The organism is Gottfriedia luciferensis, from assembly GCF_001712755.1.
Taxonomy (GTDB): domain Bacteria; phylum Bacillota; class Bacilli; order Bacillales; family Bacillaceae_G; genus Gottfriedia; species Gottfriedia luciferensis_B.
The window spans coordinates 241,995-265,966 of the sequence record NZ_MDKC01000013.1 but is presented as its reverse complement, the minus strand read 5'-3'; the positions used below and the strand labels follow the sequence as shown (position 1 = coordinate 265,966).

Annotated in this window: 19 protein-coding genes; 10 read left to right on the top strand and 9 right to left on the bottom strand. The window is 34.0% G+C overall.

What is annotated here, in order from left to right; all coding sequences use genetic code 11:
- Positions 1 to 110 precede the first annotated feature (110 nt).
- Complete coding sequence (locus BED47_RS11510; RefSeq protein ID WP_254664591.1) at positions 111 to 773, bottom strand: CpsD/CapB family tyrosine-protein kinase; 663 nt, start codon at positions 771 to 773, stop codon at positions 111 to 113.
- The gene (locus BED47_RS11505; RefSeq protein ID WP_069033765.1) at positions 760 to 1,467 is read right to left on the bottom strand and encodes a YveK family protein; all 708 of its coding nucleotides are present in this window, start codon (positions 1,465 to 1,467) and stop codon (positions 760 to 762) included. Before BED47_RS11505 ends, BED47_RS11510 begins: the two co-directional genes overlap by 14 nt.
- A 523-nt stretch (positions 1,468 to 1,990) precedes the next feature.
- Between BED47_RS11505 and BED47_RS11500 the strand changes: the two genes are divergently transcribed.
- A complete protein-coding gene (locus BED47_RS11500; protein WP_084006876.1) occupies positions 1,991 to 4,606 on the top strand; it encodes an Ig-like domain-containing protein in 2,616 nt (871 codons plus the stop codon).
- A 359-nt stretch (positions 4,607 to 4,965) separates the two neighbouring features.
- On the top strand, positions 4,966 to 5,328 hold the full coding sequence (locus BED47_RS11495) for a group I truncated hemoglobin (RefSeq protein WP_069033764.1): 363 nt from the start codon (positions 4,966 to 4,968) through the stop codon (positions 5,326 to 5,328).
- A 600-nt stretch (positions 5,329 to 5,928) separates the two neighbouring features.
- Here the strand turns inward: BED47_RS11495 and BED47_RS11490 are convergent.
- Positions 5,929 to 6,849, bottom strand: a complete 921-nt coding sequence (locus BED47_RS11490) for a lipase family protein (RefSeq protein WP_175403485.1) — start codon at positions 6,847 to 6,849, stop codon at positions 5,929 to 5,931.
- A 194-nt stretch (positions 6,850 to 7,043) separates the two neighbouring features.
- Between BED47_RS11490 and BED47_RS11485 the strand changes: the two genes are divergently transcribed.
- The gene (locus BED47_RS11485) at positions 7,044 to 7,529 is read left to right on the top strand and encodes a CarD family transcriptional regulator (protein WP_254664590.1); all 486 of its coding nucleotides are present in this window, start codon (positions 7,044 to 7,046) and stop codon (positions 7,527 to 7,529) included.
- Positions 7,530 to 7,896: 367 nt separating this feature from the next.
- Here the strand turns inward: BED47_RS11485 and cspD are convergent, their stop codons facing one another.
- A complete protein-coding gene (gene cspD / locus BED47_RS11480) occupies positions 7,897 to 8,097 on the bottom strand; it encodes a cold-shock protein CspD (protein ID WP_025568675.1) in 201 nt (66 codons plus the stop codon).
- Between the two features lie 224 nt (positions 8,098 to 8,321).
- Positions 8,322 to 10,367: a M14 family metallopeptidase gene (locus BED47_RS11475; protein WP_069033761.1), complete on the bottom strand. Its 2,046-nt coding sequence runs from the start codon at positions 10,365 to 10,367 to the stop codon at positions 8,322 to 8,324.
- Positions 10,368 to 11,213: 846 nt separating this feature from the next.
- Between BED47_RS11475 and BED47_RS11470 the strand changes: the two genes are divergently transcribed.
- The 3 genes from BED47_RS11470 to BED47_RS11460 all read left to right on the top strand — a co-directional run bounded on the left by BED47_RS11470 (position 11,214) and on the right by BED47_RS11460 (position 16,208).
- Entirely contained in the window at positions 11,214 to 12,845 is a 1,632-nt protein-coding gene (locus BED47_RS11470; protein WP_069033760.1) for a hypothetical protein, read from the top strand.
- On the top strand, positions 12,823 to 15,579 hold the full coding sequence (locus tag BED47_RS11465; protein ID WP_069033759.1) for a DEAD/DEAH box helicase: 2,757 nt from the start codon (positions 12,823 to 12,825) through the stop codon (positions 15,577 to 15,579). The genes BED47_RS11470 and BED47_RS11465 overlap by 23 nt, the downstream gene beginning before the upstream one ends.
- Positions 15,580 to 15,644: 65 nt before the next feature.
- Positions 15,645 to 16,208, top strand: coding sequence for a GrpB family protein (locus BED47_RS11460; RefSeq protein ID WP_069033758.1), 564 nt, complete (start codon positions 15,645 to 15,647; stop codon positions 16,206 to 16,208).
- Positions 16,209 to 16,359: 151 nt separating this feature from the next.
- Here the strand turns inward: BED47_RS11460 and fabZ are convergent, their stop codons facing one another.
- Both fabZ and BED47_RS11450 read right to left on the bottom strand, forming a co-directional pair.
- Positions 16,360 to 16,782, bottom strand: coding sequence for a 3-hydroxyacyl-ACP dehydratase FabZ (gene fabZ / locus BED47_RS11455; RefSeq protein ID WP_056469377.1), 423 nt, complete (start codon positions 16,780 to 16,782; stop codon positions 16,360 to 16,362).
- A gap of 382 nt (positions 16,783 to 17,164) precedes the next feature.
- Entirely contained in the window at positions 17,165 to 17,800 is a 636-nt protein-coding gene (locus BED47_RS11450) for a Crp/Fnr family transcriptional regulator (protein WP_069033757.1), read from the bottom strand.
- A 70-nt stretch (positions 17,801 to 17,870) separates the two neighbouring features.
- Between BED47_RS11450 and BED47_RS11445 the strand changes: the two genes are divergently transcribed.
- Genes BED47_RS11445 through BED47_RS11435 form a run of 3 tightly spaced genes read left to right on the top strand, consistent with a single transcriptional unit; the run spans position 17,871 to position 21,026 of the window.
- Positions 17,871 to 19,010, top strand: coding sequence for an aminotransferase class V-fold PLP-dependent enzyme (locus tag BED47_RS11445; protein ID WP_069033756.1), 1,140 nt, complete (start codon positions 17,871 to 17,873; stop codon positions 19,008 to 19,010).
- Positions 18,991 to 19,614, top strand: coding sequence for a YitT family protein (locus tag BED47_RS11440; protein ID WP_069033755.1), 624 nt, complete (start codon positions 18,991 to 18,993; stop codon positions 19,612 to 19,614). Before BED47_RS11445 ends, BED47_RS11440 begins: the two co-directional genes overlap by 20 nt.
- Positions 19,611 to 21,026: an amino acid permease gene (locus BED47_RS11435; RefSeq protein WP_069033754.1), complete on the top strand. Its 1,416-nt coding sequence runs from the start codon at positions 19,611 to 19,613 to the stop codon at positions 21,024 to 21,026. Before BED47_RS11440 ends, BED47_RS11435 begins: the two co-directional genes overlap by 4 nt.
- 111 nt (positions 21,027 to 21,137) lie before the next feature.
- On the opposite strand, the gene BED47_RS11430 is transcribed toward BED47_RS11435, so the two are convergent.
- Complete coding sequence (locus tag BED47_RS11430; protein WP_069033753.1) at positions 21,138 to 22,409, bottom strand: MFS transporter; 1,272 nt, start codon at positions 22,407 to 22,409, stop codon at positions 21,138 to 21,140.
- Positions 22,410 to 22,562: 153 nt separating this feature from the next.
- Between BED47_RS11430 and BED47_RS11425 the strand changes: the two genes are divergently transcribed.
- Complete coding sequence (locus BED47_RS11425; RefSeq protein ID WP_098231086.1) at positions 22,563 to 22,820, top strand: hypothetical protein; 258 nt, start codon at positions 22,563 to 22,565, stop codon at positions 22,818 to 22,820.
- A gap of 26 nt (positions 22,821 to 22,846) precedes the next feature.
- On the opposite strand, the gene BED47_RS11420 is transcribed toward BED47_RS11425, so the two are convergent.
- On the bottom strand, positions 22,847 to 23,965 hold the full coding sequence (locus tag BED47_RS11420; RefSeq protein WP_069033751.1) for a GerAB/ArcD/ProY family transporter: 1,119 nt from the start codon (positions 23,963 to 23,965) through the stop codon (positions 22,847 to 22,849).
- Positions 23,966 to 23,972: the final 7 nt, after the last annotated feature.

Sequence of the window (23,972 nt, the reverse complement as noted above, 5' to 3'; positions counted from 1 at the left end):
TCAACCCACAGCATGATCGAGTGCCTACATTGATAAAGGAAAGTAGACATTACCTAAACTATTCTATTAAACATCGTTCTTAATTAAGAACAAAACAGTAAAAATTTTACTTACTTTTCATTTATAATTGCACCGATCAATCGGCCATGTGATAGCTCAATTACTCTACTAGCCTCACTCGTCTTCTCTATTTCAGTTTTACCACGGTTAAGTACTAAAACTACACCATCACATTGATTTGCAAGTACTCTTGTCTCTGTATAGTCTAATATTGATGGTGAATCAATTAGTACAATATCATAAGAGGTAATCAATTTTTTAAATAACTCTTTTACCGCTGAATTCGCCAAAAGTTCTACAGGATTAAAGTTAATTGTGCCACTAGTCAATACATCCAAATTTTCAAAATCTGTACTTGTTACTACATCTTTAAGCTCTATACGTTTTGTTAACAAATCTGTTAAGCCAACATTGTTCTGTAATTTAAAAATTGTATGTATTGAGGCTTCCCTTAAATTAGCATCGATCAATAAGACTTTTTCTTTCTGCTGGGCCATCGATACAGCTAAATTAGCGCTAATTGTTGAATTTCCTTCACCTTTACCAGTTGAAGTAATTAAGAGGATTTTATTTTTGATTTCCTCAGTTAAAAAGTGTAAATTTATACGTATTGTTCGAAATTGGTCAGATATAATTGAATTTGGATTTGTAAACGTTACTAGATTTCTTTTTTTAAAGGCTGTGTTTTGTTTTCTTTTATTAAATATCAACATTCTCACCTTCATTTTTTAATAATTTATATTTCTTTTTCTCAGTTAGTAACTTTTTCTTATTCATATTTGGAACAACGCCAATTACAGGTACCCCTAGGATTTCTTCGACTTCGCTTCGTCTTTTAATTGTTTGATCTAAAGAATCCATTAAAAATACTAATGCAATACTAATAACGATCCCCATAACAAATGCAAAAATAATGACTTTATTACTTTGCTGATTAATTGGCAATGAGGCTGCCTCTGCTGGGGTTAACAATTGAACATTTTTAAAATTTAATAGATTACTAACTTCATCTTTAAATGATTTTGCAGTTTCGTTCGCAATATTTTTAGCAATAGTTGAATCGGTATCTTGTACTGTAATACTAAAAATAGTTGAATCACCTATTCTTTGCACGTCTAATTTTTTTGCTAAAGTGTCTTTAGAAATATTAAGGTGTAAATTATTAATTACTCTTGCCAAAACAGTTGGATCATTAATCATAACTGCTAACGTACTTAAATCATCCTTTGTATTAATCATTATTCTAGTAGAAGACTCATACACAGGAACATAATTGTTATAAAATTTCTGATATAGGTAACCAACTGATGTAGTTAATATAGTAAAAACAATAATAATCCAAAATCGACTTTTAATTACATCAAAATATTCCTTTATATCAATTTCCTTAGGCCTTACACTATTCATCCATTCACCTTCACTTTTTAGTATTTTTTACTTGATATAAAACATGACGAAAGATTCTATATAACGAACAACGTTTTAATAAGCTACCAAAAATAGTATGTACGCATATAATTATGCATAATAAGTGCTCTTATGACTAACTAAAATCTGAAAATTAGGGTAATTATGAACTTAATTTTAATTCTTTATAATGAACTAGTCAATAATATTTTCGCTCCAATTTATACCTATTTTACTACACTTTAATAATAGTAGATTCTAGTAAATTAATTATAAATTCCTAGTAAATTTATTGTTAATAAATTATGTTTAGTACTAAACATAAGAACAAAGATGTTCTTTTAAATGAACATTTACCATACTAAATTACTAGGAAAAATTAGTTTTTTTTAATAATCTTCCATTTACTTACTAGATAGTTTCACCATCTTTTATGCTTTCTCTTAATTAGTACAAGCAATTTGGACTGAAATAAATATACTACTCCTATAAATATACTAATTTATAAGGAGTGTCATGTTATTTGGCAATTAGTAGTCCAAAGATTAATAGTTTACCTGTTGTAACAAGTATCAACGCAAGCTCCTATACTGTAAGTGGTAGCGGAATTGCAAATGCTACTATTTATTTAACGTTTAAAGATCCTAACAAAAATACGATTTCTACTACTGTTAAAGCAACTTCAAGCGGTACCTTTTCTACAAAATTTAATCTCATTACTCTAAAAGATGGCCAATTAAATTTGGAAGCTTATCAAAAAGATACAAAAGGTAATACAAGTGGAAAGGTTAATAAGACTGTTTTAAAAGATACCGTTGGTCCAACGATTCTTTTAAGTGTCTCAAATATTACTTTACAAAATCAAAGTGCTTATCCAGTAAATGGAAAAGTGGAAGCAAACCAAAAAGTAACAGTAACTGTTAGTGATGGTATTCATAGTCCACTCTCTAAAGTAACTACATCTGATACAAGTGGCAATTTTTCAGTATTATTTAATATGAGTTCTTTAAATAATGGAAGTATTACAATCACTGCTGTCTCGAATGATCAATATGGCAATCAATCTACGAGTTCCACAGTTGTCACAAAAGATACTACGGTTGTATCTCCTCCAGCTGGAGTATATGAACTAACTTCGCAAGAAAGAACTAGATGGGGAATTTATAATGATAATTCTCATCCTATTGAAACTACAAATGGATTTAACCAGGCATTACAGTGGGCAACTAGTAACGGATACACTACCTTTCATGTATTAGGTGGTACGTACTTGATAGCTAAGGGCGTTGAAGATAAAGATCATAATGCTCAAATTAATATGGTAAGTAATATGACATTTTTAATGGATAGTGATACGGTTCTTCAAAAGGAAACAAATAAATGGGAACAATACGCTATTATTTCGCTAAGTAAAGACATTGTGAATGTGACTATAAAAGGTGGGACCTTGAAAGGTGACCGATATACTCACGATTACACTTATGTTGGTCCTTACACTTCAGGTACGCATGAGTGGGGATTTGGAATCATAACAGAGGGAGCAAGTAATGTCATTATTGATGGTGTTAATTTTACAGATTTTACCGGTGATGGTGTTCAAGCCGGTGGTACAACAGTCACAGGCGAATCGATTGATTCAACCAACCTAGAATTAGGTGGATTAGATGCAAATGGAAACCCTATTAGCCAATCAGGAAAAATTCGCACTAAACCTTATACGCTTAGTGATCCAGCGTATCAAAATCCTCATTTTAGAAATATTATGATGTGGAATCCTGAAGGTGTATCCGGGAAATACGATTTATATTATTATCGCTCAGATGGAAGTTTAATTAAAACTGATAAAGATCAAGATTTCAATTCATCTTTTGGATATTCTAAGATTCCAGATGACGCGGTTAAATGGCGTGCTGTTTTTAATGCTACAAGTACAGCAAATGTTGGTGTTCAAATGATGTCCGTTGCTGTTACAGAAAATTTATTGATACAAAATTGCAATATCGGCAATAACCGTCGACAAGGCATAAGTTTAGTAGGTACTGATGGTGTCAAAATACTCAATAATAAAATACACGATATAAGTGGAGTCGCTCCTGGAAGTGGAGTTGATTTAGAGCCTGGATTTTACCCGGGTATAAATACGGAGATAAGCGGAAATGAATTTTTAAATAATAAAATTCATATGGTACTCTCTTATGGTGGCCATGCAATAGCAAATAATAACTACTTTGGTCCTGATGCTGCTTTTGCTTCAACTAGCTGGGGTGGCGTTTCTGCTTCTAATAACACCTTTGACAATTCTTCATTTGTAAGTTCTGACGGCTCTTCTAATATTACTTTTACAAATAACAAACTAACAAAAAGTGGAGCAGTTTTTGACGGTGGAGAAAATATAATTGTTGATGGTCTTGTTGGTGTTGATTCAGATATCAGCTTTACTCAGACTGTTGAAAACGGCATAAGCGCATCCAATATTTCTCTTACATCTTCTGGACAAGATTCAGAATTACATGGTTTTGCTATATGGGGAGACAAGCCAATAACGTTAAGTACTATTTATCTAGAAGGAAACAATGGTCTAAGTGGCAATGGACTCGCTTCGAATGTATACTCGAATGTTACATTTAATAATACTACTGAATCTCGATTAGCTTCTGGAAACTATAACAATCTAATTGTTACAAATGGAAAGATCAATTTCTATCCTGGAAAAGTAACTATTAATCAGGGACAGTTTAAAAATAGTACTGTCATACTTGATAATGACAATGGATATCCAAATGTTACTATATCAAGCTCAACATTCGACTTCGATAAATCTGTATCAGGTAACATTATTTTAGTAAATAATGCAACAAGTTTTTCCTTTCTTAACAATACAATAAATGATAGTGTAACAACTTCTGCAGATCATCCAATCATTCAAATCGGCCGTGACGCATGGAAAAATTCTCCTACTCAAGTTAAAGGAGCAGTAATTAAAGGAAACAAAATAACATCCAAAATAAAAAGGGTTGGAATTGACACAACTAACGGTGGTATCGGTGCGCCTCCTTATGATATTGAAGACAACACATTAATCAATAATACACTTGCATTAACATCTAAAGATATTAACAAAAACAATACAGTCACTTAAAAAAATAGTTGAAACAATAGGTGCGTTAATTATTTATTAAAGTAAAATTCAACTACTATTAATTTATCTGATATTACTATACAAAAATATTCATTCTGACGATTACACATATTACTTCATACACAGTTTAAAACTTTCTACAAAGTAAGTTCTAGTTATGGATAGGTGGTTGAATCTATAATGGTCTAATCAATTTGTTTAAACGGATTGATTAGACTTACATATAAGCGTTAAATTATAAGAAGCATAATTGTTTAGCAAATGTATTTTCATATCATGAATTAATCGTTAAATAGACAGTTTTAAATTGTTAATTTAGGGGATTCTACTTATATCTTATTTTGAAAGGAAGCTACTAAATGGAACAAACTCTTTATGAAAAATATGGTGGAGAAGAAACAGTTGGAAAAGTAGTAGATTATTTTTACGATGAATTAGTCCTAAAAGATGAAACAGTTAATCATTTCTTTGATCAAACGGATATGGACAAGCAACGTCGTCACCAAACAAAGTTTATTAGTTTTGCTTTAGGTGGACCTAACAAATATACTGGCAAATCCATGTCAAAAGCTCATGAAGGAATGAATATTCAACCCGAACATTTTAATGCAATTGCTACCCATCTCCATGATGCACTAGCTCACTTCGGGGTAAGCGAAACAGACATCGATCAAGCCCTAACAAAGGTTGAATCACTAAGAGATGACATACAATATAAATAATAGTTCAATAAAAGCTACTATCTATGATAGTAGCTTTTACAGAGTGTTGAAATATAAAATGGTCAATAGGGAAAACGGACATTAAATGAACATTTAATAATGATGAAATTATCATTTTTCTGGATGATCTTTTAATGGTTTTAAATGTAATATGTTCGAGCAATTTTATGATTCCAATAACACTAGACATGTTTTTTTCAGAAGTTAAAAAATTATGAGCTTATTCTTAGAAAAACAAATTCATTTGACTAATTTAGTTTAATGTTCGATATTAATTGAACTACAAACTGATTAATAAAAACTGCTAGATTAATCTAAGTAAAGGCTATTTGATTAGGATTTATTGTATACTTTTGCTGATGAAAAAGTTGATTGGAATGGAGGGGTGATCGACTCCTATGGGATTAGCGGGAAGGCTGAGACCCCGCAGGCTTGCCGAGGAGGCTAAAGAATCCCGCCCCATGGAAAGCGAGCATCCTGTAATGGAAATCAACATCACCTACTCCTTTTACGAAAATTTGGTAATTTAATTGACAAAGTTGTTTTTCAACAGCGTGTAAAAGCTACTATCTATGATAGTAGCTTTTAATTTTCACCGTACTATTTCCAAAACGCACCCTCAAACTCAACTAAATCGTGATATGGGTACAAAGGTTTCAACAATCTTGCTTTTGTCCATAAATCTGTTGTTTTTTCTAAAGCAGTTAAAGACGTTTTATAATTCTCATCAACTGTAATATATTTGATATTACCGAGATGCTGGAGTGAGTACCCAGTTATTTGTTTAAAAAAGGTTTTATTGGCGTAGTCCAATGGGTCACCCTTTACAATGTAATTTGTAAAAAGTGGTTTAAACGTTTTTTGGACTTTTTGTGACTTTGCATGAAGTTTTTTCGAACCATCATCTAAAAGTACACCTAATGAGTTAAATGTAACGCCCTGTACAAATAGATGATTTTTCAATTTTTTATCATTCTTAAGCTGATAACCTACAAATTGAGCTAAATAACCTCCAAAGGAATGACCAGTAACATATACACTTGAATGCTTATTCTCTTTTTTATTTAATATTGATGTAACCCAGTCATATGCTTGCTGAGCTTGTTGATCTATTACAACTGGTGAACCATTCTCAGGAGTTTCAAATTCAACTAATCTTTGATAAATATCTTGTATATTAATTTTCTTTAATCCACTAAAAGCAAATAGTAAACTATTATTTTTATTATTTTTTAATGCTATTGCAGAAAATCCAATATTACCAGATGTAATGGAAACAAGCCTATAATCGCTAAGATTCTTATGAACTTGAGTAAGTAATGGATCAGCAATCCCTTTATGTTCTCTTAAGCTTTTGCCTATTTCTTTACTTAGAAATGCTTCATAAGAAAGCTCAGATGCTGATAATAATACGCCATCTGGAAGCTTCTCTAGCTCTCTTTGCTCTTGTTGGCTACATCCGGTGGTCGTTGTAAAAAAAGTAAGTACTGTAACGATAAAAATAACTACACGAAAATTCATTAGTAACCTAACCTCCTTTCGACAGTCTCTTTCTTCCATATTATGTCCACGACCATATGACATGTTCATCTTTTCCCCAAAAAAGTAAAAAATTATACATAAAATTATTGACAGTTTTATTTTACAGATGTTATCATATAAATTTTGATATTTCATTTATTAATGTTATACTTAAGTTATAAGAATTTTCGGAGGTGGGTACATTGTTCAAAATTGGCGATCAAATTATTTACCCAATGCAGGGAGCTGCAGTAATTGATTCCATCGAAGAGAAAGTTATACAAGGTGTAACACAACAGTACTACATTATTAACATACCATCCAGCAATTTAAAATTGATGGTCCCTCAAGGGAATGTGTCAAATACGAAAATTCGTTTAGTCGAAGACAAAGAATATTTAAGTAATGTATTAGATGACTTTTCAAATGGTCTTCCTGACGATTCCTTATCTTGGAAACAAAAATATGATACAAACATGAAAAAATTAAAGTCTGGCGAATTACTCGCTGGTGCTCAAGTAGTACGTGATCTAACACTTCAAAGTAGGGAGAAACCTTTAAACCCTAGTGAAAGAGAAATGCTAGACATGGCTAAACGCATGTTTGTTGGTGAACTTAGCTTAATTAAAGGCATATCGCAGCTTGAAGCAACCGAATTAATTGATTCTGCATTAAAATAAAGATTTTTTTAGGAAAAAGAGCTTACTTTAAGCTCTTTTTTTTGATTTTCGAACTTTTTAGTTACTTTAATGAATACCTAGGATGATCAATAATCAAAATAAAGTATGAGTATAGTTTTAAGTCCGGTATGATTTCTATTGTCTTTACCAGTTTTAAAACCAGTTTTAGTTGATTTAGTATTATTATAATAGAAAATCCGGAAGACATTTGAAGTTTTAATATTTTTTTCGAATTCGCTTAAATAGTTTATTTACGGTTGTGGTCATTTTATTTGTAGGCGACGCCATCACTTCACTTCTCTATACAAAATAAAAAAAGACTGCTAACAAAAATGCTAGCAGCCTTTTACTCACTCAGAAGTGAAAATTATAATTTAACTACGTTTTCAGCTTGAGCGCCACGGTTACCTTGAGTGATCTCAAAGCTTACTTTTTGGCCTTCTTCAAGAGATTTGAAACCGTCGCCTTGGATAGCTGAGAAATGTACGAATACATCGTCTCCACCTTCAACAGCGATGAATCCGAAACCTTTTTCTGCGTTAAACCATTTAACTGTACCTGTGTTCATTGTACGAACCTCCATATATACCTGTTTTTTTACACTTAATGAGTATTGTTAAGAAAAAATACACACATTAGAACAGGATGAAAATTCGTCCCTTTTAACACATGAATTGAATTAACCAATTTCTTATTAAGTATGTTCCTATCTTAACATAAAATGAAATGAAAAACAAATTGTGCACGAAGATTAATTAAATTTAGTAATTTTATTATAAAAAATGTGATTTTTTACTTTTCGTTAGCAAGTATTAAACCAACTGGTAAGTTTTTCTTCATAATACTACTAAAGTAACTATTTGGCACTGGTTTGTTCCCTACATAAGGAGAAATTTCAATAGTAAATCCTGGTCGTTTTTTTGCAGCAACATACCAGTCTTTATATCCACCGCCTCCACCTTTGGCAGGAGCGACCAAACTATACCCTGTTTGTTTTGATAATTTTGTAGCAATTGCCTTATCTCTAGCCATTTGAGTTCCTGTTTGATTATAATGCCAGAAAATAATATTTCCTGATGAGTGGTATGCAACTGTATTTTTGAATGAATGTTTATTAGTGAAATCATATAAAGCTTTAGCTTCTGGTTCACTTAAAGCCTTAGTACCTTTATAGTTATCAGGGCCGGGCTTTGACTTATTACCAGAAATTGTACTCCACCCAGCTGGATATTGTCGATTTAAATCTACACCACGTACATTTGCCTTCCAAGCTTTAAAATTCTTGCTACCATTATTTAATTTAATGACCTGATTTGGATTCTTTGCACTGCTCGCACCTTTTTGTACAAGCATTACACCATCAGGATTTACCATTGGTACAAAATAAATAGACGTTTGAGATAATGTTTTTCTTACATCAAAACCAGAAATTTTTGTATTTTTTTCATAAGCACTTGCATATTGATCGAGCATTTCCATTATGACATTTGTTGTCATATGCTCACGAGCATGATGCGAACCATTTATACTAATTTCAGTTTTTCCAGTCCCTAGTTTAAACGCATATAAACTTCTACCATCTACCGATTTACCAATTTTTTCAACTTTAGTAAATCCAGGATACCAAGCATTCAGTTCCTGTAAATCCGCTGTCAATTCTTCATATGAATAATCACCATTTGGGTCAACGTAGTTATAGGTTTTTAACGAAATATCTGCTTTAGGGATCAGTCCCTTAAGTCCTCCAACTTTTACGACATAATAAGAGGAATAAGCTGAATCAATTACTATTTTTTGCTTAGCAGGTATGTTAACCATTGTTGGTTTATTATCACGCGGGAGGACAATTTTAGAATTTCGCACTGCAACACCCGCCGTAATTTTAACAGGCTGCGTCACGATACTGATCACAGGCAAGGTCCCATTTGGTAAAGGAATAGTTTTATTTTTATCAATATAAGCAGTTTGATTAGAATATTGAATCATTAAATACTGATCCTTCACACCTATTTTACTAAAAACCGTATTTGCTTTAACTGTTCCCCTATTCACTAATTTACCATTTTCATTTAATAATAGAGGTGTATCATTCGTTACTTTAAAGACTTTCGCCGTTGGGTAGATTTCCCATGGAGTTGCATTTCGGACTGCACTTTTCAAAATAGTCCCCGCATTCCCATTATAAGTAACATAGTAAAGGTCATTCTCCTCTTTATCTACTTTTAACTTAACGTTTGCTGGTATTGTTATTGTAGTAGTTGTTGTACCAGTTGTTCCTCCAGTTGTCTCACCAGTTGTTGTGCCGCCGGTTGTTCCTCCGGTTACCTCACCAGTTGTTGCGCTGCCGGTTGTTCCTTCAGTTGTCTCACCAGTTGTTGTGCCGCCGGTTGTTCCTCCAGTTGTTGTGCTACCGGTTGTTCCTCCAGTTGTCTCACCAGTTGTTGTGCCGTCGGTTGTTCCTCCAGTTGTTGTGCCGCCGGTTGTTCCTCCAGTTGTCTCACCAGTTGTTGTGCCGCCGGTTGTTCCTCCAGTTGTTGTGCTACCGGTTGTTCCTCCAGTTGTCTCACCAGTTGTTGTGCCGCCGGTTGTTCCTCCAGTTGTTGTGCTACCGGTTGTTCCACCAGTTATCTCACCAGTTGTTGTGCCGCCGGTTGTTCCTCCAGCTATCTCACCAGTTGTTGCGCCGCCAGTTGTTCCTCCAGTTCCAGTCTGAATCGTCAATTCTGTAGGTTTTAGAGTTACCACCCATTTGTCTGCAGCTTTAGTTTCCGCAAATACATCTTTAAACATACTAAAAATAAGTACTAAAACAATTAAACTAGTAAAACCTTTTTTCAAATCCTTCACCTCTCTAGTTAATTCAAAACAATTGTGTATATGTAAATAATTGTTTTTTTACTATTGAAAAATCTCATAACAGACGAAAAGCCCCCTGTTTAGGGGGCTTTTTTTGACTGTCTAATATATTAATATTTTATTATATTAGCATTTTCTTTGCATATTAAAATTGTATTACACACTTGCCTATTCTTGTTACGTTTTTTACTTTTAAATTTAGGTAATTAGGTATGTTTTTATAGATTTAAGTTGAAACTATGAGGATTTTACATATAAGTGCGTTTTAATTGTTGAATTAATTGAGGTTTGATGGTTTTTATTTGCGATTTCCGGATTTTAATTGTAATTCTCACTTTTTATTTGCGATTCCCGAATTTTAATTGCGATTTTCACTTTTTATTTGCGGTTTCCGGATTTTAATTGCGATTTTCACTTTTTATTTGCGGTTTCCGGATTTTAATTGCGATTCTCACTTTTTATTTGTGATTCCCGAATTTTAATTGCGATTTTCACTTTTTATTTGCGTTCCTTGAATTTATTTGCGATTTTCACTTTTTATTTGCGTTCCTTGATTTTAATGCGATTTTCACTTTTTATTTGCGTTCCTTGAATTTAATTGTGATTTTCACTTTTTATTTGAGTTCCTTGAATTTAATTGCGATTTTCACTTTTTATTTGCGATTCCCGAATTTTAATTACCATCCACTCTTTTATTAATGATTTCAAAACTACAACATAAAAGTAACAATCTATATCAACTTTCAATTTTTCCCTTTTCGGCTATGTGTATCGTATTTGTTTAGGGTATAATTACCAATAAGAATGTTTCGAGTAAGGAGGCATCGAATGCTTCAGCGTGATTTAAGTAAAGATATTATTTATGAACTTTCATATTCACTCTTTTCAAAGCTTTCTCCTCAAAATACGAGGGACGCAGAGCTTGTTGAAACTGGCCTACAGTTGTATCGACTAGGTCAGGTATATAATGTTTCAGTTCGAGAAGGTCGTCTAGTTGGTGTTGTTGAAGAAGGGGATCAAATTCATTTACCAATTTTACATATTGAAAACCATGATCAAAATGGATGTGATTGCTACGAAGCTCCTCCATGCCAACATCAAATTGCACTTCTTTGCTATGCTGCCGCTTCATTTTCTTTAGTCGGAGATATTATGAGGAAGTTTAAGCAGTCTTCTTTAAAAAGTATCCCGAATATAATGACTGGTCGCCAACTGCTAGATCAAATGAGTATGTTTGAGCAGGATCGACCGAAAGAGACAGTAGCGTTATTTGAGCAAAAGTATAAGGAATATATAGAACAGCAACGAACGTCATTTTACCAAGATGTTTATTTTGTATATCCATTATATGAACGGTTTTATCATGGATTATTGAATCAACAACCACGTCAAGAAAAGGAAAAGCTACAATATCAGTTACTTGCGTCAATTTTTACAATGAATAAAATGGTCGGACAAATCGAAATTCAAAGTACAGTTTACGACAATGCGCATTTACCGCGCGAAATGACAATGCTAGAAAATCAAATTGACGCTGTAAGTAGACAATTACATAATTTAACTGGGGGCTCCGTGTCTACTCAGTACGAAGAAGTTCTTCGTGAGCAGTTGCAGGATCTTTTATTAGAAAGAAACCTTTGTTTAGTTCCTCGTTATAACTCTTTTCGTCATGTATATAAAGAGCTATTAAATAGCCCAAAGATTTTATATAAGGATTTAGAAACATTATCAAAGGTTGAGGACAACTATTATGCAGATTTAGGAAAAGCTCATCTATATTATTTATTAAAAGAAGATGAAGCAATGCTGCCCATTATAAAGCACTACAGCGATAATGAACGCACTCTATATTGCTTTACTTACTGGATAGAAAATCTTCGAAAAAACAATGAAACAGATCGGCTAACATTATTTTTACCATTGTATTACGAGATGCTTTTACACTTTTTAAAAAATGGCGATGATGAATATGCAAAAACTACTTTTGCGAAACATTTCCTTACTAATTATGAGTACAATAGTTTTTACACTAATGAAACGGCCGGCTTAGAAGTAGTTTATCAAGCACTACTTCCATATAGTGTGATGCAGTACACTGATTATTTAATGCATAATCGGGAATACAAACGATGGGTTGAGCTGCAAATGCACTTATATTCTTACAATCCTGATTACATTGATAAACATGACCTTCAGGAAGTACATAAGTACTCACCTCAATCTGTATTACCTATATACCATCACTTAGTTCTTTATTACATTGATTTAAAAGGCCGAGCAAACTATAAAATAGCTGTTCGATATTTGAAAAAACTAAGAACAAATTATAAAAAATTAAAGCGCATGAATGAGTGGGAAGACTATATTCAGTATGTTGAATCTCAATTTATTCGTTTACGTGCACTTCAAGAGGAATTAAAGAAAGGAAAATTAGTCAATGAAGCGACTAGCAAATCTTAGTATTGCCGTAAAATGGGTTGAGCGAAAAGGCTTACTCATTTATGGAATGCAAAGTCACGGTGTCATTTTACCGGTAACCGCATGGAAGCATCTAGTGTTTCAATGGCATGAACCTTCATATTATGGGACATTATTGCAACCGACCCGAGTCGGTCAGATTGAAGGAATTCTTTTAACTCCAATCGAAGCACTTACTTTTTTTAGAGAACACCAAGAAAACTCATTAGTAGAGATTACTTATTTAGATGAAGCAAATGAGTTTCATTCGATAATCTCAAGCTTATACAATGATTTTAACGAGGGCCACGTTTCGCCAAGTTTTGCTCATTATCAGGCTGGCGAAGAGCTATGGAAAATTGATGGATTTGAACAATTAGAACCAACTTTACAGGAATTGGTTTCTTCTGCAATAAAACAGCAGTTTGAAATAGAAACTTTACAGTCTAAACGCTGGGATATTGCTAGGGGCTTGTATCATAATCCAAGTTATATAAAACAGCAACTCACACATAGTATTGATGAAGACGATTGGCATGTAAAAATTGGTCTAAGAGACGATGATGTTCCATTTTCGATTCGATTAGTACTTGAAGAGCCAATGAGTGAGCATGATGATTGGAATCTTCGTACATATTTAATAGATGAGCGAAAAACGATAAAACCTTATGAATATAACGGACATGAATCATTACATAAAAAGCATTCTTCTTATGCTGAGTATTTAGATCGAACGTTCCAAGGTGTAGGATTATTAGCACCAAACTTAATCGATAATCATATGCCAAAAGAAGTTTTAAGTGAACAAGAAGCTTGGACATTTTTAACAGAGGATAGTGAAAAAGTACTTTCAGCAAATATTCAGGTTCTTTTACCAAGCTGGTGGCAAGCTTTAAAACAAAATAAGATGACTTTAAAAGCAAGTGTAAAAGGTAAACCTGCTGGAAATTCATTTTTCAATATGGAAACATTAGTTGACTTCAACTGGCGAATCTCTACAAATGGAATGGAGCTTTCGGAACAACAATTCCAACAATTCGTTGAAAATCAAAGACGTTTAATTCAATTTAATGGACAGTGGATTGCACTTGACCCTGCTTTTATTGCACGTATGAAGAAAATGATGGCAAAGGCTGAAAAGCAAGGACTTAGATTTCACGAAGTTCTTCAACATGAGCTACTACAAGGGACTGAAAAACTTGAGGATGACCACTCACCTTTTGCCGAGGTTGAAATTGAAGTTGATGAGGTATTCCGAGAATTAACTAAACGATTAACATCCATTTCAGAAGTTCCTGAGCTTAATGTTCCTCATGGTCTACAAGCAACATTACGAGCATATCAGCAAAAAGGATTCGAATGGTTGGTTCATTTAAAAAATATGGGATTTGGTGCACTACTTGCTGACGATATGGGGCTTGGTAAAACAATTCAATCGATCTCTTATTTAGCTTATCGTAAAGAAAACGAAGAAAATCGAGGAGCATCATTGATTATCTGCCCTACTTCTGTTATCAACAACTGGAAACGAGAAATTGAATTATTTTATCCTGATTTAACTGTTCATGTTCACTATGGAGGTAACCGTTTAAAAGGTGAAGACTTATTTTCAATAATGAGAGATTTCGATATTGTCATCACCTCCTATGCTTTAAGCGTGTTAGATTATGAAGACCTAAAGCAATATGTTTGGAAAAGTATCATTCTTGATGAGGCTCAAAACATAAAAAATCCAACCACAAAGCAGTCTCGCGCAGTTCGTGGGTTAAAAGCTGAGCACCGGATTGCTCTTACTGGTACTCCAATGGAAAACCGCTTAACGGAGCTTTGGACAATCTTTGATTTTATAAATAGAGGATATCTTGGTTCACTAAACCGTTTCGCAAGCAATTATGTAAACCCTATAGAGAAGGACCGCGATGAAGAAAAAATAAATGCTGTTCATCGTTTAATTTCACCTTTCTTACTAAGACGAACGAAGCAAGATGAAGATGTTGCTTTAAATCTTCCACCAAAACAAGAACAAAAGATGCTTTGTCCTTTATCAGTGGAACAAGCTGCATTATACGAGCAAGTTGTTCAAGACAGCTTAAAACAAATCGATACATTAACTGGTATCGAACGTCGAGGCCGCATTTTATGGATGCTAAATAAATTAAAACAAATCTGTGATCACCCTTCTTTATTCTTAAAGGAATCACAGCTTGTTGAATTCGAAGAAAGATCAAGTAAAGTTGAACGACTATTCGAATTAATAGACCCAATCCTTGAACAGAGCGAAAGCTGCCTAATTTTTACTCAGTATGTGAGAATGGGTGATATGCTTAAAGAGGCAATCCAAGCAAAATTTGGTGAAGAGGTATTATTCTTAAACGGTAGTGTTCCTAAAACTGCCCGTGATAATATGATTTCTCGCTTCCAAAACGGCGATGTAAAAGTATTTATTCTTTCACTCAAAGCTGGTGGAACAGGATTAAACTTAACAGCAGCAAATCACGTAATGCACTTTGACCGTTGGTGGAATCCAGCAGTTGAAAATCAAGCGACTGACCGAGCATACAGAATAGGGCAAACAAAATTCGTTCAAGTCCATAAATTTGTAACGATCGGAACGCTAGAAGAAAAAATTGATGAAATGCTACAACGGAAACAATCACTGAACGATACAATCATAACGAGCGAACAGTGGATTACAGAATTGTCTATGGATGAGCTTGTTGATTTGTTAGGTGTTTAATATGAATGAAAAATGGGATTATTGTATAGAGATAATCCCATTTTCTCTTGAATAGAGGTTATATTATGGGCACAAATAGTGGAAGGAACGTAATTGTCAAAAACCATGATGAAAACTGGAAAAACTTATTTCAAATAGAAGCTAACCGTGTACGTGAAATCTTAAAAGATGAGATTATTGAGATTCATCACATTGGTAGTACATCAGTTCCAAATTTAAAGGCGAAACCGATTATTGATATGTTACCCGTCGTTAAAAACATAGAAAACATAGACAAGTATAATGATCAATTGGCTGAAATTGGTTATGAGGGACTTGGTGAGTTCGGTCTTCCAGGTAGAAGATACTTCCGAAAAGGTGGTGAGAATCGTACCCATCAAATGCATATGTATCAGTTTGATAATGCAAAAGAAATTGAGCGTCATATTGCTGTTCCTGCCTATTTAAGAGCACATGAAGATGAGATGAAAGCATATGGCGAATTAAAAGCGCAGCTTGCTGAAAAATTTCCAAATGATATTTATGGATACATGGATGGAAAAGATGCTTTTGTGAAGGAAATAGAGCGAAAAGCTATAGAGTGGAGAAAAACGAATAAAGCTCACTACACATTTAATCATGATAACTAATTGATCAACATAATTATACGGGCAAAAACCTTTTAATTGCAGATTCGGCTTCTTTATTTACAGTTCATCAATCTCACTGGTTGCTTAACAATATTTAATAATAAAAAAATCCTATTTTTTCAAAATAGGATTTTTTCTAATTTAATTCGATTTATTTAAGTGCAAATGTAAGTTCAGCTTCACAAGCGATTTGTCCGTCAACCGTTGCTACTGCTTTACCTTTACCGATTGGTCCACGCATTTTCACTAGTTCAACCTCTAGTCTTAGCTGGTCGCCTGGTACTACTTGTCTTTTAAAACGGCAATTATCGATACCAGCAAATAATGCTAGCTTTCCTTTGTTTTGCTCTAAGCTTAATGCTGCAACTCCACCAACTTGTGCTAGGGCTTCTACAATTAGTACTCCCGGCATTACAGGATAATCAGGGAAATGACCATTAAAAAACTCTTCGTTAGCTGTAACATTTTTAATACCAATCGCACGTTTACCTTCTTCATGCTCAATGATACGATCTACTAATAAAAATGGGTAACGATGAGGAAGAATTTCTTTAATTGCTTTAATATCTAACATTTTATGTAGTCCTCCATTTGTAAAGATTCAATATGTTAATAAAAAAGAAGCAAGTCTTAAGACCAGCTTCTATGCGCTATTAATATAATACTATCTTATTTTGTATGTTAACGCAAACCAATAATGAAACCGCTCATTTGCTTACTCAATTAAACCAATCATGGCACTCAATATATTAACTATTACTTTTAAGTCCAATTATTCGTGATCACCTATAAGCAAAGGGTCATGCCTAACTTATTCAAGTTACCTACCATGTTCAACTATTATATGCTTTATTTACAGAAAATTTATAAAAGTTAGAAATTTTGTAAAGTATTTGACAGACGAAAGGAACCGATTTTTTTATCATTAAGTTAGAACAAGAAAGAGATGTTGCTCTTTAGGACAACAGTGTGTATCGCCCATTTTGTTTCTCAATGAATCCTTTTTCACATAATTCATTCATTACATAGGACACGCTTACACGTGATGAACCAACTACATAAGCAAGTTCTTGGTGAGTGAATGGAATCGTAATTGTTATACCCTTTGGTGTTTTAATACCATATGAGGATGCTAATTGGCGCAACATTGTTAAGACACGCTCTCCTACATCTGAAAAACTCATTAACCTTGTTTGAAGAAGTAGAGCTGATTGTTTATTACTTAGCGAACTTAGCGTTTTAAGAATGAGTTCTGGCTCACTCATTACGATATCGCGGAACGTTGATTTTGGAATTCTAAGGACACGTGCGATTGACGAGGTAGAAGCGTTATATCCATATGCTTCATCTGCCCATACGTTTGATTCTCCAATTATATTACCTGAGCCTACGATATATAAATGGCGCTCGGCTCCATTAGGTGATAACAAGTAAATACGAATTCGCCCTTCAAGGACGAGATAAACAAATGGATGATTTTCATCTTGTTGGAATAATACGACTTCACGAGAAAATGACAGTTCTTTACCTACTTCAAGAAAAGGTTCTGCTGTCCATTCGCCTTGTTCAAACCATAAGGATTGATGATTCATATGTCACCTCAAATTAATTATGTATCAAATAATGAAAACGCTATCAAAGCAGTGAAAGGATGAATTTAATATGACTAGCCCATTTTTAGAGAAGCGTTCTCTTTTTCCAACCTTATCTGAAACAATTCATTTATCAAGTTGTTCCCAAAGTGCAATCTCATCACCTGTGAAGGAAAGTATTCAATCTTACCTTACAAGCTGGACCGAAAAAGGTATGGACTGGGAAGGATGGATGGACAAAGTATATGAAGCAAAAGTCGCCTTTGCTACTTTAATAAATGCTTCTCCTGATGAGATTGCGGTGTTATCTAGCGTATCTGATGCCGCTTCATCATTTGCAGCGTCGTTAGATTTTACTGGAAGTCGAAATAAAGTTGTTACAACAGATATTGATTTCCCATGCATTGGTCACGTTTGGCTATCACAAGTACCGCGTGGCGCAAACGTCACGTTTTTAAATGAAAACCTTCATCAAATTCAAATCGAACAATATGAAAAAGCAGTGGATTCAAACACACTCATTACCTCTGTCCCACATGTGTCTTATTATAATGGGTTTATTCAGGATATCAAAGCTATATCAAACATTACTAAAGCGAATGGATCACTACTATTTGTCGATGCCTATCAATCTGCTGGAAGTGTTCCAATCGATGTAAAGGAAATGGGAGTCGATGCACTCGCAACAGGTGCACAAAAGTTTTTACTAGGTATTCCTGGGATTAGCTTTTTATATGTAAGAAAAGAGTTAGCAGTGTCTCTCCAACCACCAACGACTGGTTGGTTTAGTCGAGTGAATCCATTTGCTTTTGATCAGCATCTTCTTGATTATGCGGAAGGGACAAGGAGATTTGATACGGGTACTCCAATGATGATAAACGCTTATGCAGCTGGAGCAGGAATTTCTTTATTAAATCAAATTGGTGTTCCATCTATTCAGGATTACCTATCTTACTTATCTACTGTTGCAATTGAAACAGCGCATTCTCTTGGATTGACCGTTGTTAGCCCAACAGATTTATCAATAAAAGGTAGTAACACTGCAATTCGAGTGGAACAAGCAAACGTCGTTGAGCAATACTTAAAAACAAAAAAAATAATTGTCTCTGCCCGAAATGACGTTTTACGTGTAGCTCCTCATTTCTACAATACAGAAGATGAAGTTGTACGCGCGATTGAGGAAATTGCTTATGCAATTAGGAAAAGCTAACCAAAAACTATATTTCAAAAAATCAATTATAGTAATTGTCGGAACAATTTTGGTCGCACTTACCTATTACTTTTTCCAGGTTCCAAATGGAATTGTGGCTCCTGGACTTGGTGGGATCTGTATGTTGCTTGTTAAATTTATGCCTATTCCACTGGGGATTCTTTATTTTTTATTAAACATACCACTATTTTTAATTGGATACCGAGCAGTTGGTGTACCATTTGCATTGCTTAGTTTACTTGGAATGTGTAGTTTATCACTCTTCTTAACTCTCTTCTCCTCACTACCAGGCCCACATCTTCCGTTAATAGGATGTATACTCAGTGGGATTTTGTCTGGAATCGGAATTGGAATCGTGATTTTAGCAGGTGGTACAACTGGAGGACTTGATATAGCAAGTGTAGTAATCAATAGAAAATTCCCGAATTTTTCTATTGGAAAAACGATGATGGTTATAAACGGAATTGTCCTTTTGTATTCCTTAATTGGAGAAGGATTACAGCGAACTTTCCTCACGTTTTTTAGTATGCTGGTTGCCGGAAAAAGTGTTGATTGGACGTTATCTTATAGAAAACAATTCAAGAAAGGTGGCGAAACAATATGAATGAAAACAAAACTGTAATTGAACGAGAAGGAGGACTAAGTCGTTCGCTTACTAGTAAACAGCTGACCATGATTGGGATTGGTGGGGCAATTGGTACAGGTTTATTTATGGGAAGTGGCATTGCAATCGGATACGCTGGACCTGGGGTTATTCTAAGTTATATTATTGCTGCATTCATAGCAGTCATAATGATGTTTAGTTTATCTGAAATGGCAGTTGTGCACCCGACAGCCGGTTCATTCGGTACTTATGCAGAGATGTATTTAAATCCTTGGGCAGGTTTCCTTATTCGCTACACATATTGGGCGGCACAAGTAATCGCAATTGGTGGAGAAGCTGTTGCGGTTGGACTGTACATGCAGTATTGGTTCCCGAGTATTCCTGTTTGGTTATGGACACTTGGATTTGGTATTGCTTTAGTCCTTGTGAACAGCAGATCTGTTTCCAACTTTGGTCAAATCGAGTATTGGTTTGCAATGATTAAAGTCGTTGCTATTGTACTATTCATCGTTTTTGGTGTTTCGCTCCTATTTGGAATTGGACATTCACACTCTGTAGGATTCCACCATTATACCGATCAACACGGGTTCCTACCAAATGGATTTAAAGGCGTTTGGATGGCAGTACTTATGGCAATCTTTAGTTTTTATGGTGTAGAGATTGTCGCTGTAACAGCAGGGGAATCTAAAGACCCCCAAAAAGCTATTCCTAAAGCAATGAAGAGCATGGTTCTACGTTTGTTTTTATTCTATATTCTATCATTAGGAATCATCGTTGCTGTTATTCCTTGGATGCAAGCAGGTGCCCATGAGGTTTCTGGATCACCGTTTGTAAAAGTCTTTGAGAGTTCTGGTGTGAGATATGCGGCTGGCATTATGAATTTTGTTATCTTAACCGCTGCACTATCCAGTATGAATACTAATTTATACTTAACATCTCGTATGTTATTCTCCTTATCTCGCGGAGATTATGCACCAAAGTCATTTGGTAAATTATCTAAAAATGGTACGCCAGTAACAGCAATTTTCATTTCAAGTGCAGGTGTATTAATCGCAACTGTATTGTCTATGTACTACCCGGATACATTTAACAAATTATTTGGTATCTCAATCTTTGGTGGGATTTTAGTATGGCTTATGATTTTAATTAGTCATCTTCGTTTTAGAAAAACCGTTCACCTTCATTATCACGAGCCTTTACCAGTTAAAGCACCGCTCTTTCCATTTCTTCAATGGATCGGAATACTACTACTTAGTGGTATTTTAATTACAATGGCATTTTCACCGGATTGGAACTCCGCTTGGAAAATTGGTGTGCCGTGGGTCATATTAGTATCAATTGGCTACTGGATCCAAAAAAGTCGCAAATCGAATTTATACAAACATAATTCAAATAATAAATCGGCACTTTAAATATTTAGCTCAAATTTTTTAAAGATTGTTAGTTTATAAATACAAATTCATACAAAAAGACAGGTATAAAAGAGGAAATTGCCTTTTATATCTGTCTATTTTTTATTCTATTTATTGATTTACCGATTTCTCAACCTTTACGGTTTTAATAGACTCAGCTCTAAGAAACTTAGGAAGTATAAATAAATAATAAATACCAACAATCGACAAGCTAGCACCGACTATGGCATGGAGCCATTCAATTTTTAAAATCGAAGGATAGAAAGCTGCAATTAATCCCAATGTGATGCTTTGGGAGAATAAAATAATAGGAGATATCCACCCTTGAACTCTTCCCATCATCTTTTTTTCAACAATTTTAGGGAACCATCCACCAAGTCCAATATTAATAATAGGTAAAGCCAACCCGATTATGAATTGCCAAATGATATAAGCATATGTGGTATTAGAAAAACCTCCTGCAATAACACATAAACCAGAAACAATTAGCCCACTTATAATCATATATGGTAGTGGCATTTTCTTCGCGAGCATTGATCCAACTATACTTCCAATTAAAACGCCCGAACCAAAAGCTACTCCAATATAAATTAACATTTCTTCATAGTTTGATGGTGCCAGTTTATATTTTAAAATAAATGATGGCATAACTGAGAATCCGCCATTAATTACACCAAATAAAAAGAAACCAGATATAAGTGATCTAAGTAATGAATGATTAATTATGTAGTATATTCCCTCTTTAAAATCCTTTAAGACTAATGTAAATTTTAAATCTTTAAGCTTATGCTCTCCATTCGGATTCGTAATGTCCTTTGAAACTTTTGCTAATAAAATAAATAGTCCCGATGCAATGAAGGAAATCATATCAATGACGATGGCTGCTTCTACTCCCAGTGTCCAAAATATGAATGTTCCAATTGCTCCGCCAAAAAGCATAAATAAGCTACTAACTAGCTGGTTTAAACCGGCTGATATCGCATACTGATCTTCTGTTAATATTCCCTGTAATAAAGCAGACTGAGCCGGTTGGAAAAATTTCGAAACGCCACTTCTTAAAAAGAGAATTCCGAATGATAGGTAAATCCAATCCTGCATAATCGTAATTAGTAGAATAATTGATAAAATCGCGCTTATAAAGTCACAATTAACAGCTATTTTCTTTCGATTTAAACGGTCTGCTACTACACCTACTAAAAAGAAAACAAAAATCATTGGTAGAGTATACATTAGCTCGGTTATCGTAGCATAGTATGGCTGATTTGAAAATTTTCTTAATAAGTACAACATAAATGCTGTCATCCCTACTACAGAACCAATCTGAGAAGTAAAATTCGCTAAAAATAGCCATGAAAGATTTTTGTTTTTAAATATTTGGATCAATTAATCACCCCTTTTACACTCCTTTTATTATATACCGAATTTTCAGATAAAAGATCATAGACTTTTCTCGAAGTTTCCCTAACTTTTCGTATAATCACTGCCATCATATACCAAAATAATTGTAATTAGTCATTATAAATGGGGTGCTTAGCATTGAAGGTGTTTTGGGTTTTTCTTTGTTTATTTATACTAGAGATGTGCTTATTGGAAGGAATCGACTTATATAATGGAGATCAATTTCCTCACTTATTAACAAATATAAAGCTTAGCAAAACTGAACTAGTAGGTGAAGATTATGTATTAATTTTCTTCTTTACCGTTCCATTCGGCGTTGCCAAAATCGTCCTATCTTATATGAAAAAACTAAAAAAGAAACGAAATCAAGAACAAAATCAAAATACTTCAAATTAAAACGAAAGAGAATGCAGTTAGAGCTTCTATGCTGCATTCTCTTTTGTTTTTGTTTTTGCTTTTTTTTGGATGACTGCAATGACCAACAGAACAGTAGGAATAATGATTTGTAAAGGAATATGTAAATAGTAAGGAACAATGTCGAACCCTTCTTTATAGTGCTCTAAATAATCAGGTGCCATCCATACAGAACAAACTACTATGATTACTGCAATTGGATATGTAAGTGTATCCGATTTTTTCACTTTAAATAAATCTGCCGCTCCAATGATTGCACAAAAGAAAAAAACCGTTATCTTAATAAATCCCCCTACAGCAATAACAATGACAACGACTGAATCGAGTCTTTGAATAAAATCAGCAATATTGATATAACTAATTGCCGTTAAGATCGGATAAGTAGCTCTCACCACCGTATTTGCACCTAAAACACAAATATTAAGAAATGTTACTAATGTTAAAAGCAGACCTGCAAAAATTAGCCCAGGAATGCCGACCTTCCATGCATATTCCGGTTTCTTTAAATAAGGTAAAATCATTGTAAATACAATCATTTCACCAAATGGAAATGTAACGGTCAAAGGATACGCTTCTTTTATTATGATTTTCCACCCCGTCTCTAGGACGGGTCTTAGATTATCAGTTTTTATTATTCCTGCAATTACTTCAAAACCAATTATTGATATCATTATAAACAGGATTACGATAAACAAAAACTCACATACTCTACCGAATACTTCAAAACCTTTAAAGACTGCATACATACATAAGAACATAAATAATATACCGATTGAAATAAGAGAGGACGCGTTATAAAGTGTAATCACTAGTAATTCTTCAAAGTCTCTAAGTACTCGTGCTCCAATATAAATAAAATAGAGAATATAAACCATTGCTAGTAATTTGCCTGCAAACTTCCCTAAAATAGATTGAATATATCTCGTGAATGGTAAATCAGGATACAGATCAAATAATTTAAGGTATACACATAATAGTAAGCATCCAGTAACCAAAGCTATTAAAACACTAATCCAAGCATCCTGCATTGCACCGGATGCAAGCCCTACTAATGTAGCGCTCCCCATTTCAAATAAAAATATAATACTAAAGAATTGGTAGGCACCAATTGATAATTTTCGATTCATTAGCATT